Annotated in this window: 14 protein-coding genes; 8 read left to right on the top strand and 6 right to left on the bottom strand. The window is 75.1% G+C overall.

The window, feature by feature from the left end; genetic code table 11:
- Positions 1-39: 39 nt before the first annotated feature.
- Complete coding sequence (locus tag ACI79F_RS06230) at positions 40-1,248, top strand: saccharopine dehydrogenase family protein (RefSeq protein WP_456546108.1); 1,209 nt, start codon at positions 40-42, stop codon at positions 1,246-1,248.
- Positions 1,249-1,254: 6 nt separating this feature from the next.
- Here the strand turns inward: ACI79F_RS06230 and gabT are convergent, their stop codons facing one another.
- The 5 genes from gabT to ACI79F_RS06205 form a co-directional block, all read right to left on the bottom strand.
- Positions 1,255-2,604: a 4-aminobutyrate--2-oxoglutarate transaminase gene (gene gabT / locus ACI79F_RS06225; RefSeq protein WP_456546109.1), complete on the bottom strand. Its 1,350-nt coding sequence runs from the start codon at positions 2,602-2,604 to the stop codon at positions 1,255-1,257.
- 79 nt (positions 2,605-2,683) lie between these two features.
- Positions 2,684-3,730 carry an LLM class flavin-dependent oxidoreductase gene (locus ACI79F_RS06220; protein WP_456546110.1) on the bottom strand — a complete coding sequence of 349 codons (1,047 nt, stop codon included), beginning with the start codon at positions 3,728-3,730 and terminating at the stop codon, positions 2,684-2,686.
- Entirely contained in the window at positions 3,727-5,253 is a 1,527-nt protein-coding gene (locus ACI79F_RS06215; protein WP_456578888.1) for an APC family permease, read from the bottom strand. Before ACI79F_RS06215 ends, ACI79F_RS06220 begins: the two co-directional genes overlap by 4 nt.
- 151 nt (positions 5,254-5,404) lie before the next feature.
- Positions 5,405-6,109, bottom strand: coding sequence for a cache domain-containing protein (locus tag ACI79F_RS06210; protein WP_456546112.1), 705 nt, complete (start codon positions 6,107-6,109; stop codon positions 5,405-5,407).
- Positions 6,106-6,921 (bottom strand): FadR/GntR family transcriptional regulator, encoded by an 816-nt coding sequence (locus ACI79F_RS06205; RefSeq protein ID WP_456546113.1) that lies wholly within the window; start codon positions 6,919-6,921, stop codon positions 6,106-6,108. Before ACI79F_RS06205 ends, ACI79F_RS06210 begins: the two co-directional genes overlap by 4 nt.
- Before the next feature lie 110 nt (positions 6,922-7,031).
- On the opposite strand from ACI79F_RS06205, the gene ACI79F_RS06200 reads away from it, so the two are divergent.
- The 4 genes from ACI79F_RS06200 to ACI79F_RS06185 are packed head-to-tail and all read left to right on the top strand — an operon-like array spanning position 7,032 to position 11,854.
- On the top strand, positions 7,032-8,507 hold the full coding sequence (locus ACI79F_RS06200; protein ID WP_456546114.1) for a (Fe-S)-binding protein: 1,476 nt from the start codon (positions 7,032-7,034) through the stop codon (positions 8,505-8,507).
- Positions 8,507-10,057 carry an FAD-binding oxidoreductase gene (locus ACI79F_RS06195; RefSeq protein ID WP_456546115.1) on the top strand — a complete coding sequence of 517 codons (1,551 nt, stop codon included), beginning with the start codon at positions 8,507-8,509 and terminating at the stop codon, positions 10,055-10,057. Before ACI79F_RS06200 ends, ACI79F_RS06195 begins: the two co-directional genes overlap by 1 nt.
- Positions 10,047-10,412 (top strand): hypothetical protein, encoded by a 366-nt coding sequence (locus tag ACI79F_RS06190; protein ID WP_456546116.1) that lies wholly within the window; start codon positions 10,047-10,049, stop codon positions 10,410-10,412. Before ACI79F_RS06195 ends, ACI79F_RS06190 begins: the two co-directional genes overlap by 11 nt.
- Positions 10,409-11,854 carry a gamma-aminobutyraldehyde dehydrogenase gene (locus tag ACI79F_RS06185; RefSeq protein WP_456546117.1) on the top strand — a complete coding sequence of 482 codons (1,446 nt, stop codon included), beginning with the start codon at positions 10,409-10,411 and terminating at the stop codon, positions 11,852-11,854. The genes ACI79F_RS06190 and ACI79F_RS06185 overlap by 4 nt, the downstream gene beginning before the upstream one ends.
- Positions 11,855-11,897: 43 nt before the next feature.
- Here ACI79F_RS06185 and ACI79F_RS06180 read toward each other — a convergent pair whose 3' ends face one another.
- Positions 11,898-12,371: an Lrp/AsnC family transcriptional regulator gene (locus ACI79F_RS06180; RefSeq protein ID WP_456546118.1), complete on the bottom strand. Its 474-nt coding sequence runs from the start codon at positions 12,369-12,371 to the stop codon at positions 11,898-11,900.
- A 180-nt stretch (positions 12,372-12,551) separates the two neighbouring features.
- Between ACI79F_RS06180 and ACI79F_RS06175 the strand changes: the two genes are divergently transcribed.
- From ACI79F_RS06175 to ACI79F_RS06165, 3 genes are read left to right on the top strand one after another with little or no spacing between them, the layout of a single operon-like run.
- Positions 12,552-13,637 carry a FecCD family ABC transporter permease gene (locus tag ACI79F_RS06175; protein ID WP_456546119.1) on the top strand — a complete coding sequence of 362 codons (1,086 nt, stop codon included), beginning with the start codon at positions 12,552-12,554 and terminating at the stop codon, positions 13,635-13,637.
- Complete coding sequence (locus ACI79F_RS06170; RefSeq protein ID WP_456546120.1) at positions 13,634-14,725, top strand: FecCD family ABC transporter permease; 1,092 nt, start codon at positions 13,634-13,636, stop codon at positions 14,723-14,725. Before ACI79F_RS06175 ends, ACI79F_RS06170 begins: the two co-directional genes overlap by 4 nt.
- The gene (locus tag ACI79F_RS06165; RefSeq protein WP_456546121.1) at positions 14,722-15,567 is read left to right on the top strand and encodes an ABC transporter ATP-binding protein; all 846 of its coding nucleotides are present in this window, start codon (positions 14,722-14,724) and stop codon (positions 15,565-15,567) included. Before ACI79F_RS06170 ends, ACI79F_RS06165 begins: the two co-directional genes overlap by 4 nt.
- Positions 15,568-15,594 lie beyond the last annotated feature (27 nt).

Here is a 15,594-nt window from a genome sequence, read left to right as displayed (position 1 = left end):
GCCTACGGTGGGCCGCTCACCCGGCGGAGGGAGACCCCCGTGCGCATCCTGCTGGTCGGTGCCGGCGGCGTCGGCAGCGCGATCGTGGGCATCGCGGCCCGCCGCGCGTTCCCCGAGGCCGTCGTCGTCGCAGACTACGACCCGGCCCGGGCGGGCAAGGCCGTCGCCGCGGTCGGCGACGCCCGGTTCACCGCCGCCCGCGTGGACGCCGCGGACGAGGGCGCCGTCGCGTCCCTGCTGGCCGAGCACCGCTGCGACGTGCTGCTCAACGCCACCGACCCGCGCTTCGTCATGCCGCTGTTCCGGGCCGCGCTGGCCGGCGGGGCGACCTACCTGGACATGGCCATGTCGCTGTCGCGCCCCCACCCCGAGCGGCCGCACGAGCTGCCCGGCGTCAAGCTCGGGGACGAGCAGTTCGCCCTGGCCGACCGGTGGGCGGCGCGCGGGCAGCTGGCCCTGGTCGGCATGGGGGTGGAGCCGGGGCTCTCCGACGTCTTCGCCCGCTACGCCGCCGACCACCTGTTCACCGCGATCGACGAGCTCGGCGTCCGGGACGGCTCGGACCTCACGGTGCGCGGCCACGGCTTCGCCCCGTCCTTCAGCATCTGGACCACGATCGAGGAGTGCCTCAACCCGCCGGTGGTGTGGGAGCGCGACCGCGGCTGGTTCACCACGCCGCCGTTCAGCGAGCCGGAGGTCTTCGACTTCCCCGGCGGCATCGGCCCGGTCGAGTGCGTGAACGTGGAGCACGAGGAGGTGCTCCTCATGCCCCGCTGGGTCGACGCCCGGCGGGTGACGTTCAAGTACGGCCTGGGCAGCCACTTCATCGAGGTGCTGAAGACGCTGCACGAGACCGGGCTGGACTCCACGGAGCCGGTCCGCGTGGGCGACGTCGAGGTCTCCCCCCGCGACGTCGTCGCCGCCGCGCTGCCCGACCCCGCGACGCTCGGCGAGTTCATGGAGGGGCGCACCTGTGCCGGGCTGCTGGTCACCGGCACCGGGACCGACGGCCGGCCGCGCCGGGTCTACCTGTACCACCTGGTCGACAACGCCTGGTCGATGGCGGAGTACGGCGCGCAGGCCGTCGTCTGGCAGACCGCCGTGAACCCGGTCGTCGCGCTGGAGCTGCTCGCCACGGGGGTGTGGCGGGGCGCCGGCGTGCTCGGGCCCGAGGCCTTCGACGCCGTCCCCTTCCTGGAGCTGCTGACCGCCTACGGCAGCCCGTGGGCGATCCGCGAGGGCGGCTGACCCGGCTCAGCACTCGGCGGCGAACGCCTCGTCGAGCACGTCGAGCGCCTCGGCGAGCAGGTCGGCCCCGATCACCAGCGGCGGCAGGAACCGCAGCACGTTGCCGTACGTGCCGGCGGTGAGGACGACGACCCCGCGGGCGTGGCAGGCCCGCGCGAGCCGGCCGGTCAGGGCGGGGTCCGGCTCCAGCGTGCCGGGGCGGACCAGCTCGACCGCGAGCATCGCCCCGCGCCCGCGCACGTCCCCGACGGCCGGGTGCCGCTCCTGCAGCGCCCGCAGCCGGGGCAGCATCGCCGCCTCGATGGCCCGCGCCGCGCCCGCGAGGTCCTGCGCGCGCATGGTCTCGAACGCGGCCAGCGCCGCCGCGCACGCCAGCGGGTTGCCGCCGTACGTGCCGCCGAGCCCGCCGGGGTGGACGGCGTCCATCACCTCCGCCCGCCCGGTGACCGCGGCCAGCGGCAGCCCGCCGGCGATGCCCTTGGCCAGCGTGACCAGGTCCGGGACGACGCCCTCGTGCCCGCAGGCGAACCAGTCGCCGGTGCGGCAGAAGCCCGTCTGGACCTCGTCGGCGACCAGCAGCGCCCCCGACGCGCGGCACCACTCGGCCACGGCCGGCAGGAACCCCGGCGCCGGGACGACGAAGCCGCCCTCCCCCTGGATCGGCTCGACCAGCACCGCGGCCACGTTCGCGCCGCCGATCTGCGTCTCCACCGCGCGCAGCGCCCGGGCCGCGGCCTCGGCTCCGGTCATGCCCGCCGGGTCGCGGAAGGGGTAGGACATCGGCACCCGGTACACCTCGGGCGCGAACGGCCCCATGCCGTACTTGTAGGGCATGGCCTTGGCCGTCAGCGCCATCGTGAGGTTGGTGCGGCCGTGGTAGGCGTGGTCGAACACGACGACGGCGGAGCGCCCGGTCGCCATCCGGGCCACCTTGACGGCGTTCTCGACCGCCTCGGCGCCGGAGTTGAACAGCGCCGACCGCTTCGCGGAGTCGCCCGGCGTCAGCGCGGCCAGCTCCTCGCAGACCGCGACGTAGCCCTCGTACGGCGTGACCATGAAGCAGGTGTGGGTGAACGCGGCCACCTGCTCCTGCACCGCCGCGACCACCCGCGGCGCCGCGTTGCCCACGCTCACCACGGCGATCCCGGAGCCGAGGTCGATGAGCGAGTTGCCGTCGACGTCGACGAGCACGCCGCCGCCGGCGCGCTCGACGAACACCGGCAGCACCGACGACACCGCGGCGGTCACCGCCGCGGCGCGCCGGGCCGCCAGCTCCCGCGAGCGCGGCCCGGGCACCTCGGTGACGAGGCGGCGCTCCTGCACCGGGTCCTGCGCGCGGGCCAGCACGTCGGTCATCGGGAACCTCCTCGGGTGTGGCCCCCCTGCAGGGGCCCGCTGCGGGCTCGCGAGCGGTGGGGGGCAGGGGGGTCCTCCATCAGCCGAACGCGGGCATGACCTCGTCGTGGATCAGCCGCAGCTGCTCCTCCACCGTGGCCACCCCGGGCAGCTCGCGCCCGGTGAACGCCTTGACCATCGAGGCGTCGGTGATCGCGGCGATGAGGTGGTTGACTCCGGTCGGCTGGATCTCCTTGATCTTGGCCGTCACCTCGTCCGGGGTCCCGGCGAAGGACAGCTTCTCGGTGATCTCCGGCGTGGTCAGCTCGACGCCGCGGGCGAGGTCGCCGCCGGCGATGGCGTCGATGATCGGCTGCAGGCTGGCCGGGTCGACGCCGTTGCGCTCGAGCTGCTCGGCCGGCATGGAGGAGGCGTAGATGCCGACCATGCTGCGGGCGGCGTCCTTGGCCGCGGCCGAGTCCCGGCCCACGGAGACGACCACCCAGGCGCCGAAGTCCAGCGTCGTCCAGTCCTTGCCGGCCCGCTCCGCGCCGACCCGCAGGTGCTCGGCGGCGTACTCGTAGGCCTCGCGGGTGTAGCTGAGCGCGTGGTGGCAGCCGTCGGAGTGCTCGGCGGCGGCCTCGAACGACCGCGGCCCGCGCATGGCGCCCATCTTCACCGGCACCCGCTCCTGCACCGGCCGGGCGAAGGTGAACAGCCCGTCGTAGCGGAAGAACTCGCCGTCGAAGGTGATCGCGCCGTCGTCCAGCAGGGTGCGGACGACCTGCACGCCCTCGATCACCCGGGACAGCGGCTTGGTGTCCTTCCAGTCGATCTTGTACTCGGCGAGCAGCCCGAAGTTGCCGCTGGAGAGCACCACCTCGGCCCGGCCGCCCGTGAGCTCGTCGAGTGTGGCGGCGGCCTGCGCGATGAGCGTCGGCTCGCGCAGCGTCACCGACGACACGCTGGGCCCCATCCGGATGCGGCTGGTCCGCGCCGCCGCGGCGGCGAACAGCAGCCACAGGTCCTTGTGCCAGGTCTCGTCGGCCGCGTAGACGGCGTGGAAGCCGAGCTCGTCGGCCACCTCGATCGCCCGCAGCGACTCCTCGAGCGGGTAGTCGGGCAGCATCGCGTAGCTGAACCTCATCGGATCTCCTCACTGGGGACGGGGGGCTGGCTGCGGCGGATCTGCTGGAGGCGGGCGGCGACCTCGCGCGCGTCGCCCTCGGGGATGCCGTCGGACCGGGCGTCCGGCCGTGCGACGAGCAGGTAGAGGAGGCCGGCGAGGGCCACGATCGCCAGGCCGATCGCGACGATCCACCGGTCGAGGAACGTCTCGGTGCCCGGCGCGGGCTTGACGAGCAGGACGATGGCGAACAGGCCGTAGGCCAGGGCCAGCACGTTGACGGCGAGGCCGGCCCGGCCCAGGTTCCAGCGCCCGGCGGGGCGCCAGCCCATCAGCCGCTGGCGCAGCGCGGCGAGCACGACCGACTGGAACGCGACGTAGATGCCGCAGACGGCGAAGGCGGTGACCCGGGCGAGGGAGTCCGGCTGCCAGTAGACGTACAGGCAGATGACCATCGGCACGACGCTGACCACGACGAGCGCGTTCGCCGGGACCGAGTGCCGCTCGGACACCGTCGCCAGCCACCGGCTGCCCGGCAGCATCCGGTCGCGGCCGAAGGCGTAGAGCAGCCGGCTGCCGGCCGCCTGCAGCGAGAGCACGCAGGAGACGAACGCGGTGACGGCGACGACGAGGAAGACCTTTGAGCCCGCGGTGCCGAGGGAGTCCTCGAGGATGGCCGGGATGGGGTCGGGGTCCTCGCCGGCCACGATGGCCGGCAGGTCCGGCGCGGCGAGCACGTAGCCGGCGTAGGAGAGCAGGCCGGACACGCCGCCGACGAGGATCGTCAGGATCATGGCCCGCGGGATCCGCCGGGTCGGGTCGGAGACCTCCTCGGCGACGTCGCCGCAGGCCTCGAAGCCGTAGAAGAGGAACAGCCCGGACAGCGCGGCGGCGAGGAAGGTGACGAGGTAGGCGTCGTCCCCGCCGGCGCCCATCGAGTCGAAGAAGACCGAGAACGGCTGCTCGCGCTGGAACAGCAGCAGGTACAGCCCCAGGACGATGACGCCGACCAGCTCGGCGGCCAGGCCGATCTTCGCCGCCCGCGCCAGCACCCGGGTGCCGCCGAGGTTGAGGGCGAAGGCGACGACGAGGAGCCCGACCGCGGTGAGCAGCACGACGCCGGGTGTCGCCGTGACGTCGAACAGCGCGGCGACGAACCCGCCGCCGAACTCCGCCACCGCGGTGATCGTGACGATGACCGCCCAGATGTAGACCCAGGAGACCAGCCACGCGTAGCGCCGGTTCCACAGCCGCCGGGTCCACGGGTAGATGCCGCCGGCCAGCGGGTACTGGGAGACGACCTCGCCGAACACCAGCGCCACCAGCAGCTGGCCGGCGCCGACGATGACGATCCACCAGATCGCCGGCGGGCCGCCGATGCTCAGGCTGTAGGCCCACAGCGAGTACACGCCGACCAGCGGCGACAGGTAGGTGAAGCCGAGCGCCATGTTCGCCCACAGGCCCATGCCCCGGTCGAACTCGCCGCGGTAGCCGAGGGCGGCCAGCTGCGTCTCGTCCTCCGAGCCGGAGCGCTCCGGAGGCACGGGTGGAACGGCGGAGCGGGTCACCGGGATCACCTCGCAGGTCGAGGAGCGCGGGGACCGGGCCGACCGGCCCGGCCTGTGGCACGGGTCACACGGTGCGGCGAAACCTATAGAGCCACAGGTCTGCGGGCAAGGGCCCCGCACCCGCGTCTCAGGGGCGGGGTGGCCGGTCGAGCAGGTGCAGCCGCCACGGCAGCCCCGGCAGGGGCGCCCCCTCGGCGGCGGGCAGGTCCGGGGCGAGGGCGCCGACCAGCCACCGCGCGGAGGTGGACAGCACCACCCGCCCGTCGGCGCCGACGACGGCGAAGGACCCGCCGGCGGTGCCGAGGACGCCGAGCACGTGGGCCTCGAACCGGCTCACCGGCACGTCCGCCCCGACGACCCCGAGGAAGCGCCCGCCGGCGACCACCGGCGCGGTCAGCGTCAGCAGGTAGCGGCCGGTGCCGTGCACGTCGACGTAGGGGCCGACCACGTGCCGGGCCCCGGTGGCCCGCGGGACGGCGAACCAGTCCGCGGCCGGGTAGTCGTAGAAGCCGGCGCTGCCCGGGCGCAGGTCGGGGTGCAGCGCGGCGGGCCGGTCGTGCGCCCCGTCGTCCTGCCACCACAGCAGCCGCAGGCCGCGGTCGGCGCGCGGGGCCGCCACCAGGCCCAGCCCGGCCGCCGGCGTCCCCGGCTCGGCCAGCAGCGCCCGCGCCCGCTGCTCCAGCGCCGCCCCGCCGTCGTCGGCCCGGCCGGGGGCCACGCCGAGGACGACCCGGGCCGGCGGGTCGAGCGCGGCCACCGCGGCGAAGACCCGCTCGACCGCGCCGGCGACGACGGCGGCGACCGCCGCGCCCTCCCCCGGCAGCACGGTCACCGCGCCGCCGGCACCGGCCGGGGACCTGCCTCGGGTCCGGTCCCGGCCTCGGCCTCGGGCGGGGCGGCGCCGCGCAGCCGGGCCAGGTGCAGGTCCACGGCCCAGCGGGTGCGCCGGTCCACCGCCCGCTCGGTGAGCTCGCGGGCACGGGCGGCGTCGCGCGCCTCGACGGCGTCGACGACCGCGCGGTGCCCGGCGACGATGTCGGCCAGCAGCTGCGGCGCGTCCGCGGGCGGCCACGGCAGCTGCCCCAGCTCCAGGTGCAGCTCCATCTCCTGCATGGTCAGCCGCACCGACTGGGCGCAGGCCGCCATCTCCACGTAGTACCGCCCGTCGGCCCGCCGCTGACCGGTGGTCGAGGCCTCGCCGGCCAGCCGGTCGACGACCTCGCGCAGCCGGGCGATCTCCCGCGGCGAGGCGCGCCCGGCGGCCAGCCGCGCCGCGGCCGCCGCCACGGCGGCGTGCACGTCGCCCAGGTCGCGGACGTCGGCGGTGCCCAGCCGGGCCAGCCGGGCGCCGGCCAGCTCGGCGAGGACGTCGTCGCGGGCCCGCACGAAGCTGCCCCCGCCGCGGCCCCGCCGGGTCTCGACCAGCCCCAGCCCGCGCAGCTCGGCCAGCGCGTCGCGCAGGGTCACCGTCGAGACGTTGAGCAGCGGCGCGAGGTCGGCCTCCGCGGGCAGCTGCTCGCCGTCCCCGAGCAGCCCGAGCGCGATGGCGCTGCCCACTCGGCGGACGACGGCCTCGCTGCGCGGTGCGCCGTCGTCCAGCGGGGCGAACACCGCCCGCCGCGCGTCCCCGCTGAGCAGCTGCACCGCGCCCCCTCCCGGTCGGGCCCAGTCTGCTCCGGCCCTTGACCATTGAACCCATAGGTTTGCGCCACTAGCGTGACCACACCTGCCCCGCTGTGACGAGGAGCACACCCGTGACCCAGGTGCAGCCCGAGAAGGTCCCGCAGCCCCGGCCCGGCAGCGACGCCCCCGACGCGCTCGCCGCGCCCTTCACCCCCGGCGTCCCGGCCAACCCCCCGGAGCTGATCGGCTTCCCCGAGACGCTCGCCGCCCCCCTCCCCGAACCGCCGGCCGACCCACGCACCCGGGAGTTCGTCGAGGAGTGGCGCAACGCCGCCTACAACTGCTTCTCCTCCGGCCACAAGTTCTGCCGCGAGGTCTGCCCGGTGACCCAGGTGGAGCGCAACGAGTCGTGGACGCCGACGGCCTTCCACGCCAACGTCGTCGCCATGGAGCGCGGCGACCTCGACATCGCCGACGTCGCCGCCGACTACGTCAACTGCACCCAGTGCGGCGCCTGCGAGCTGCGCTGCCCGAACACCCTGTTCACCGGCGACTTCTACCGGTTCCGCACCCGCACGGTCGACGTCGTCAAGGCGGTGCGGGCGCTGGCCGTCGACAGCGGCGTGCACCAGCCGAACTGGCGGGTGTGGAATGAGCGCACCGACCTGCGCACCCACGAGCCCGTCCTCGGCGAGACCCCGGTCGGGCAGGACACCGTGCGCGACTGGGCGGCCGGGCTGGACCTGCCGGTCGGCGGGGAGACGGTGCTGTTCGTCGACTGCGAGGCCGCGTTCTACCGCACGTCGGTGCCGCGCGCGGTCGCCCAGATGCTGCAGATGGCCGGCTACGAGTTCGGGCTGATGCGCGAGCAGTGGTGCTGCGGCGGGCCGGCGGCCGAGATGGGCTACACCGAGCAGGCGGAGCGGTTCGCCCGGCACAACCTCGACGACTGGCGGGCCAGCGGCACCCGGCGGGTGCTGGTGCTCGACCCGCACGACTACATCAGCTTCACCGAGGACTACCCCCGCTACTTCGGGGCGGAGTTCGACATCGAGGTCGTGCTGGTGCTCGACGTCCTCGCCGGGCTGGTCCGCGAGGGGCGGCTGACCCCGACCGTGCCGATCGACCGGGCCGTGACCTACCACGACCCGTGCCGGCTCAACAAGCGCAAGGGCATCTGGGCCGAGCCGCGGGAGCTGCTGCGCGCCATCCCCGGCCTGCGGTTCACCGACGTCGACCGGGTCACCCAGTGGTCCTACTGCTCCGGGGGCGGCGGCGGCCTGCCGATCGAGAAGCCCGAGCTCACCGCGCGGATCAGCGCCCACCGCATGGAGCACGCCGCCCGGCTGGACGTCGACACCCTGGTCAGCGCCTGCCCGTGGTCCGAGCGGCCGCTGTCGGAGGCCGGCGACGCGCAGGACATCGACGTCGTCGACCTGCACGAGCTGCTCGCGCAGTCCCTCGGCATCGACGTCGGCGGCTCCCGCGGGGAGGTCGGGGACCGGCGGCTGGCGACCGAGCGCGGCGGCACCCCCGGCCGGGCCCGCCGCACCCGGGGGCACTGCGACGGCGACGGCGCCTGCGGCTGCGGCATGGGGGGCCACTGATGACCGCCACCCTGCCCGGCCGGCTGGACACCCCGCCGCTGGAGGGCGAGCGGCTGGACCTGCTGCTCACCGCGCTGCGCGGCGTGCTGGCCGAGGACCAGGTGCTCACCGGCAAGCCCGACCGCTGGAACCGGGCCCGGGTGCCCGCGCCGTTCCCGGTGCACCGCTGGTCGGAGCGGGTGCCCGACGTCGTCGTCCTGCCCACCTCCACCGAGCAGGTGGCCGCGGTGGTGCGGATCGCCAACGACCTGCGGGTGCCCGTCGTGCCGCGGGACGGCGGGACCGGCCTCACCGACGGCGCGGTGCCGCTGCGCCGCGGCATCGTCGTCGACGTCAAGCGGATGAACCAGGTGCACGAGCTGGACCTGGAGAACCGGACGGTCACCGTCGGCACCGGGATCAACATGCTCAAGCTCAACGAGCGGCTGGCCGCGCACGGGCTGATCTACCCCGACGACCCGGCGTCCTACCCGTGCTCGCTGGTCGGCGGGCGGATCGGCACCAGCGGCTGGTCGCTGATCGGCTCCCGGTACGGGCACACCCGCGACCTGGTGCTCAGCTTCGACCACGTGCTGCCCACCGGCGAGGTCGTCCACGTCGGCGACGGCATCGGCGGCAAGGTGAGCAAGTCCTCCAGCGGCTACCAGCTCAAGCACCTGTTCATGGGCCACCAGGGCACCCTCGGCATCGCCACCCGGGCGACGCTGAAGCTGTACCCGAAGCCGGAGGCCGAGCTGTCGCCGTTCTGGGCCTTCGACGACTACGACGCCGCCTACCGGTTCACCGGCGCGCTGGCCCGCGCCGGCGTGGCCACCTTCGCCGGCGCGGTGCTGTTCGACGAGTACAAGGTCGCCTACCTGCGGCGCGACGACGAGGCCTACATCCCGCAGCCGGCCGACGTGCGGGCGCTGGTCTGCGCGGTGCTCTACGGCTACGAGGACGAGGTGCGCGCCGGCGGCCGCCGGCTGTTCCGCATCGCCCGGGAGCACGGCGCCCGCTACCTGGGCGACGAGATCTCCGAGGGCGACTGGGCGGCCCGGCACGACCGCTACGCCACCCCGCTGCACGGGCGGACCAAGGCCGGCCAGGTCGTGCCGATGTCCTGGCACTGCGAGGACGCCGCGATCCCGTACTCCAAGGTGCCGGCGGTGACCAGGGCCTGGCACGACGTCGTGGCCGACCTGCGGCGGCGCACCGACGTGTTCGACGACTGGGGGATGTTCGCCTACACCTCGGCCGACACCGGCGTCGACTACCTCACCGAGATCGACGTCGGCATCTGGGAGCAGCGCCTGGACGACGCCGCCTGGTCGGCGTGGGTGCAGGCCAAGAAGGACATCGCGGCCGCGGCGATCGCCGTCGGGGGCTCGATCAGCGCCTGCCACGGCTCCTGCCGCGAGGGCGAGGTGGACCTGGTGCCCGAGGAGCTCGGCCGCGGCTTCGACGTGATGCTGCAGGTCAAGCGGGCGCTGGACCCGAACAACGTGATGAACCCCGGCAAGTACCTGCTCGACCGCGCCTACGAGGAGGGAGACGGCCGTGCCCACTGAGGACCCCCCGCCCACGCCGCCGCCGAACCCCGAGGGCCCCCGGTCCGCCGCGCCCTACCGGTTCGCCGAGCAGCACACCCCGCCGCCGGCCGGGCCCGCCAGCGAGGTCGCGCGGACGACGTTCGAGCACGTCTACGAGGTCGACCCGCGGCTGATGGAGCAGCACGTGCTCCAGCAGGTCTTCCCCAACTGGGACACCCTGCGGATCATGCGCAGTCGGCACGAGCACCTGACCTGGATGCACCGGCACTTCGCCGAGCGGGTCGTCGCGGGGTCGGAGCTGCTCGCCGAGGTGGAGGCCGAACACCGGGCCGGACACCAGGCCGAGGACCGAGCCGGAGGGAGCACGGCGTGAGCGAGAAGACCGAGCTGCGCAACGTCGTCGGCGGCAAGCCCGCCGACACCGCGGAGGGGCGGCGCACCGACCTGGTCGACCCGTCCACCGGGGAGGTGTTCGCCAGCGCGCCGCTGTCCGGTCCCGAGGACGTCGACCGCGCCTACCGGGTGGCCGCCGAGGCCTTCGAGACGTGGCGGGACACCACGCCGTCCGAGCGCCAGCGGGCGCTGCTGCGGCTGGCCGACCTGGTCGAGGAGCACGCCGAGGAGCTCGTCGCCCTGGAGAGCCGCAACACCGGCAAGCCGATCGGGCTGACCGCGAGCGAGGAGATCCCGCCGATGGTCGACCAGATCCGCTTCTTCGCCGGCGCCGCGCGCACGCTCGAGGGCAAGGCGGCCACCGAGTACATGGCCGGGCACACCTCGTGGGTGCGCCGCGAGCCGATCGGCGTCGTCGGCCAGGTGACCCCGTGGAACTACCCGATGATGATGGCGGTCTGGAAGATCGCGCCGGCGCTGGCCGCGGGCAACACCGTCGTCCTCAAGCCCTCGGACACCACGCCGGTCACCACCGTGCGGCTGGCCGAGCTGGCCGCCGAGGTGCTGCCGCCCGGCGTGCTCAACGTCGTGTGCGGCGACCGGGACACCGGCCGGGCGCTGGTCGAGCACCCGATCCCCCAGCTGGTGGCCATCACCGGCTCGGTGCGGGCCGGCATGGAGGTCGCCGGCGCCGCCGCCCGCGACGTCAAGCGGGTGCACCTGGAGCTCGGCGGCAAGGCGCCGGTCGTGGTCTTCGACGACGCCGACCTCGAGGCCGCGGCCGAGGCGATCGCCGTCGCCGGCTACTTCAACGCCGGGCAGGACTGCACCGCCGCCTCCCGCGTGCTGGCCGGCCCGGGCATCCACGACGACTTCGTCGCCGCCCTCACCGAGCAGGCCCGCAACACCGCCACCACGTACGCCAACGGCGCCGGGGACGAGGACGCGCTGGTCCCGCCGGTGAACAACGCCGACCAGCTCGCCCGGGTGACCGGCTTCCTCGACCGGGCGCCGGACCACGCCGAGGTCACCGTCGGCGGGCACCGGCAGGGCGACCACGGCTTCTTCGTCGAGCCGACCGTCGTGGCCGGACTGCGCCAGGACGACGAGATGGTGCAGCGCGAGGTCTTCGGCCCGGTGATCACCGTGCAGCGGTTCACCGACGAGGACGAGGCGGTGCGCTGGGCCAACGGCGTCGAGCTGGGGCTGGCCTCCAGCGTGTGGACCCGCGACTTCGGCCGGGCGATGCGGATGAGCAAGCGGCTGGACTTCGGCTGCGTGTGGATCAACGCGCACATCCCGCTGGTCGCGGAGATGCCGCACGGGGGCTTCAAGCACTCCGGCTACGGCAAGGACCTGTCGCTCTACGGCCTCGAGGACTACACCCGCGTCAAGCACGTCATGGCGAACATCGAGTCGTGAGCGGAGTCGCTCGAGCGCGGTTCCGGCGCTCGAGCGACTCCGCTCAGGCCTGGGGGCGCCGGGTGCCCCAGGTGTAGGTCTGCTTGCGCAGCCCCAGGTAGACGAACGTCTCCGTGGTCTCCACGTTCTCCACCCCGCGGATCCGGCTGACCGTCTCCAGCAGCCGGTCGTCGTCCTCGCAGACCACCTCGACCAGGACGTCGAACGAGCCGGCGGTGACCACCACGTAGTCGACCTCGTCGAAGGCGGCCAGCGCGTCGGCGACCCTCCGGGCGTCCCCGCGGGCGCGCACGCCGACCATCGCCTGCCGGGGGAAGCCGACCTGCATGGGGTCGGTGACGCCGACGATCTGCACGACGCCGGTGTCCAGCAGCCGCTGCACCCGCTGCCGGACGGCGGCCTCGCTCAGCCCGACCGCGGCGGCGATCCGCGCGTAGGAGCGGCGGCCGTCCTGCTGCAGCTGCTCGATGATCGCCCGCGACACGTCGTCGAGCGCCAGGCCGGGCCGGGTCGTCACGCCCACCGCCTCTCCGCCGCGGATCCGTCGACCGGGGGCGGCCGCGGCGCGGGCGAGCGTATCCGCCGCCGGCGGCCGGTGACGGCGGGGTGCCGCGTCGCCCGATCCGCCAGTAAGGTGAGCCTCACCTACTCGATTCCCTGCAGTCCGTCCCCCTCCGCCGTCCGTCCGGGAGCCGCCGTGAGCGCCGTGACCGACGCCGCGGCGCCCGACGCCCCCGCCCCCGCGGCCGCGGCGGTCGCCGACTCGCGCCGCGGGCTGCTGCGGGGCACCGGCGGGCGGGCGGCCACGCTGCTGGTCCTGCTGGCGCTGCTGGGAGTCGCCGCCGCACTGAGCGTCGCCGTCGGCTCGCGGTCGATCCCCCTCGGGACGGTCTGGGAGGCGCTGACCACCCCGGGCCTGGGCACCGAGGAGGCGGTCGTCGTCCGCGAGCTGCGGGTGCCGCGGACCCTGCTCGGGCTCCTGGTGGGGCTGGCCCTCGGCGCGGCCGGCGCGCTGACCCAGGGCCACACCCGCAACCCGCTGGGCGACCCGGGCCTGCTCGGGGTCACCGCCGGGGCGTCGTTCGCCGTCGTCCTGTCCATCTGGCTGCTCGGTGTCGGCACGCCGTCGGGCTACGTCTGGTTCGCCTTCGGCGGCGCCCTGGCCGGCAGCGTCGTCGTCTTCGCGCTCGGCTCGGCGGGCCGCGGCGGCGCGACCCCGGTGACCCTGGCGCTCGCCGGCGCCGCCGTCACGGCCCTGCTGTACGCGATGGTGCAGGCCGTCCTGGTCAGCGACCAGGAGACGCTCGACGGCTACCGGTTCTGGGTGGTGGGGTCGCTGGCCGGCCGGGACGCCGACGTCGCCGCCCAGGTCGCGCCCTTCATCGTCGTCGGGCTGGTGCTGGCGCTGCTCAACGCGCCCGCCCTGGACCTGCTGGGACTGGGTGAGGACGTCGCGCGCGGCCTGGGCCAGCGGGTGTGGCTGGCCCGGCTCGTCGGGCTGGCCGGGGTGACGCTGCTGTGCGGCGCGGCCACCGCCGCCTGCGGGCCCATCGCCTTCGTCGGGCTGGTCGTGCCGCACGTCGTCCGGGCCCTCACCGGGCCGCGGCACCGCTGGCTGGTGCCTGGCGCGGCGCTGCTCGGCGCGGTGCTGCTGCTGGGCGCCGACGTCCTCGGCCGGGTGCTCGCCCGCCCCGGGGAGGTGCAGGTCGGCATCGTGCTGGCGTTCGTCGGCGCGCCGTTCTTCATCGCCCTGATCCGCCGCCGCCGGCTGGCCGGGCCGTGACCGCCGTCCAGCAGCGTCCCGCGGACGTCCCGGCCCGCCGCGGGACGACGGTGGTGCGGATCGGCCCGGCGTCCGCCCGGATCCGCTGGCGGCAGCTGGTCGTCCCCCTGACCGCGGCGGTCGCGCTGGTGCTGGTGAGCGCGGTCAGCCTGGGCCGCGGGGACTTCCCGATCCCGGTGACCGAGGTGCTGCGCACCCTCGTCGGGCTGGGCGAGGGCAGCTCGGAGTTCATCGTCCTGGAGCTGCGGGCGCCGCGGATCGTCGTCGGCGTGCTGGTCGGGCTCGCCCTCGGGCTGGCCGGCGCGCTGTTCCAGACCTTCGCCCGCAACCCGCTCGCCTCCCCCGACGTCCTGGGCATCACCCAGGGCGCGTCGGTCGGCGCGGTGGCGGCGATCGTGCTCAGCGACACGACGGCGACCGGCGACCTGCTCGGCGGCCTCGGCATCCCGCTGTCGGCGCTGCTCGGGGCGCTGGTCGCCGGCCTGCTGCTGTTCGTGCTGGCCTGGCGGGCCGGGATCGAGGGCTTCCGGCTGGTCCTGGTCGGCATCGCGCTCTGGTCGCTGGGCAGCGCGACCGTCGAGTACCTGCTCACCCGCGCCGAGATCCACGACGCGTCGGCGGCCTACGTGTGGATCACCGGCTCGCTCAACGCCCGCACCTGGGACCACGCCGTCCCGCTGGCGCTGTCGCTGCTCGTGCTGGTCCCGCTGGCCCTGGCCGCGTCGCGGGCGCTCGGGGTGCTGCAGTTCGGCGACGAGACGGTGCGCGGGCTCGGGGTGCGGCTCTCGCTGGCCCAGGGCGGGGTGGTGCTGCTCGCGGTCGCGCTGACTGCCACCGCGGTGGCCGCGGCCGGCCCGATCGCCTTCGTCGCGCTCGTCGTCCCGCAGATCGCCGTCCGGCTGACCGTGGGCTCCCGGCCGCCGCTGCTGGCCTCCGGCCTGGTCGGCGCGCTGCTGGTCGTCACCGCCGACCTGCTGACCCGCACGGTGCTGCCCGCCGCCCTCCCGGTCGGGATCCTGACCGCGATCGTCGGCGCCCCGTACCTGATCTGGCTCCTGCTCCGCGGAAGGCGGCGATCGACGCTGTGACCACGCACCTCGCGCCGGGGACGAGCGCCGCCGCGGCGACCCCCGGCCCGGACGGACCGGTCCGGCTCGCCGCCGAGGCGGTGCGGCTGGCCTACGACGAGCGGGTCGTCGTCCACGACGTCGACCTGGCCCTCACCGACGGCTCGTTCACCGCGATCGTCGGCCCGAACGGCTGCGGCAAGTCCACGCTGCTCAAGGCGCTGGGCCGGCTGCTGCGCCCGACGGCCGGGCAGGTGGTGCTCGACGGGCGGGCGATCACGAAGACCTCGACCCGTGAGGTCGCCAAGGTGCTGGGGCTGCTGCCGCAGACGCCGGTCGCCCCGGACGGGCTGACCGTCGCCGACCTGGTCGCCCGCGGCCGGCACCCGCACCAGAGCTGGCTGCGCCAGTGGTCCCGGGACGACGAGGAGGCCGTGGCCGAGGCGCTGGCCTGGACCGACATGAGCGAGCTGGCCGACCGGCCGGTGGAGGCGCTGTCGGGCGGCCAGCGGCAGCGGGCCTGGATCTCGATGGCGCTGGCCCAGGGCACCGACCTGCTGCTGCTCGACGAGCCGACCACCTACCTCGACCTCGCCCACCAGATCGACGTGCTCGAGCTGGTGGCCCGGCTGCACGCCGAGCGGGGCCGGACCGTCGTCGTCGTCCTGCACGACCTCAACCTGGCCGCCCGCTACGCGCAGCGGCTGGTCGCGATGCGCGACGGCGTGCTGGTCTCCTCCGGGACGCCCGCGGAGGTGCTCACCGAGCAACTGATGAGCGAGGTGTTCGAGCTCGACGCGCGGATCGTGCCCGACCCGGTCGCCGGCACCCCGATGGTCGTGCCGGTCCGCCGCCTCCGCTGACGCGCGGCCACGATCAGCTCACCTGAT

This window comes from Blastococcus sp. SYSU D00868, assembly GCF_054050575.1.
The sequence above is the reverse complement of the archived record's forward strand: the minus strand, read 5'-3'. Positions and strand labels throughout refer to the sequence as shown.

Coding starts and splice junctions, on each gene's coding strand:
- gabT (WP_456546109.1), bottom strand. CDS start 2,604: ATGACCGACGTGCTGGCCCGCGCGCAGGACCCGGTGCAGGAGCGCCGC.
- ACI79F_RS06220 (WP_456546110.1), bottom strand. CDS start 3,730: ATGAGGTTCAGCTACGCGATGCTGCCCGACTACCCGCTCGAGGAGTCG.
- ACI79F_RS06195 (WP_456546115.1), top strand. CDS start 8,507: ATGACCGCCACCCTGCCCGGCCGGCTGGACACCCCGCCGCTGGAGGGC.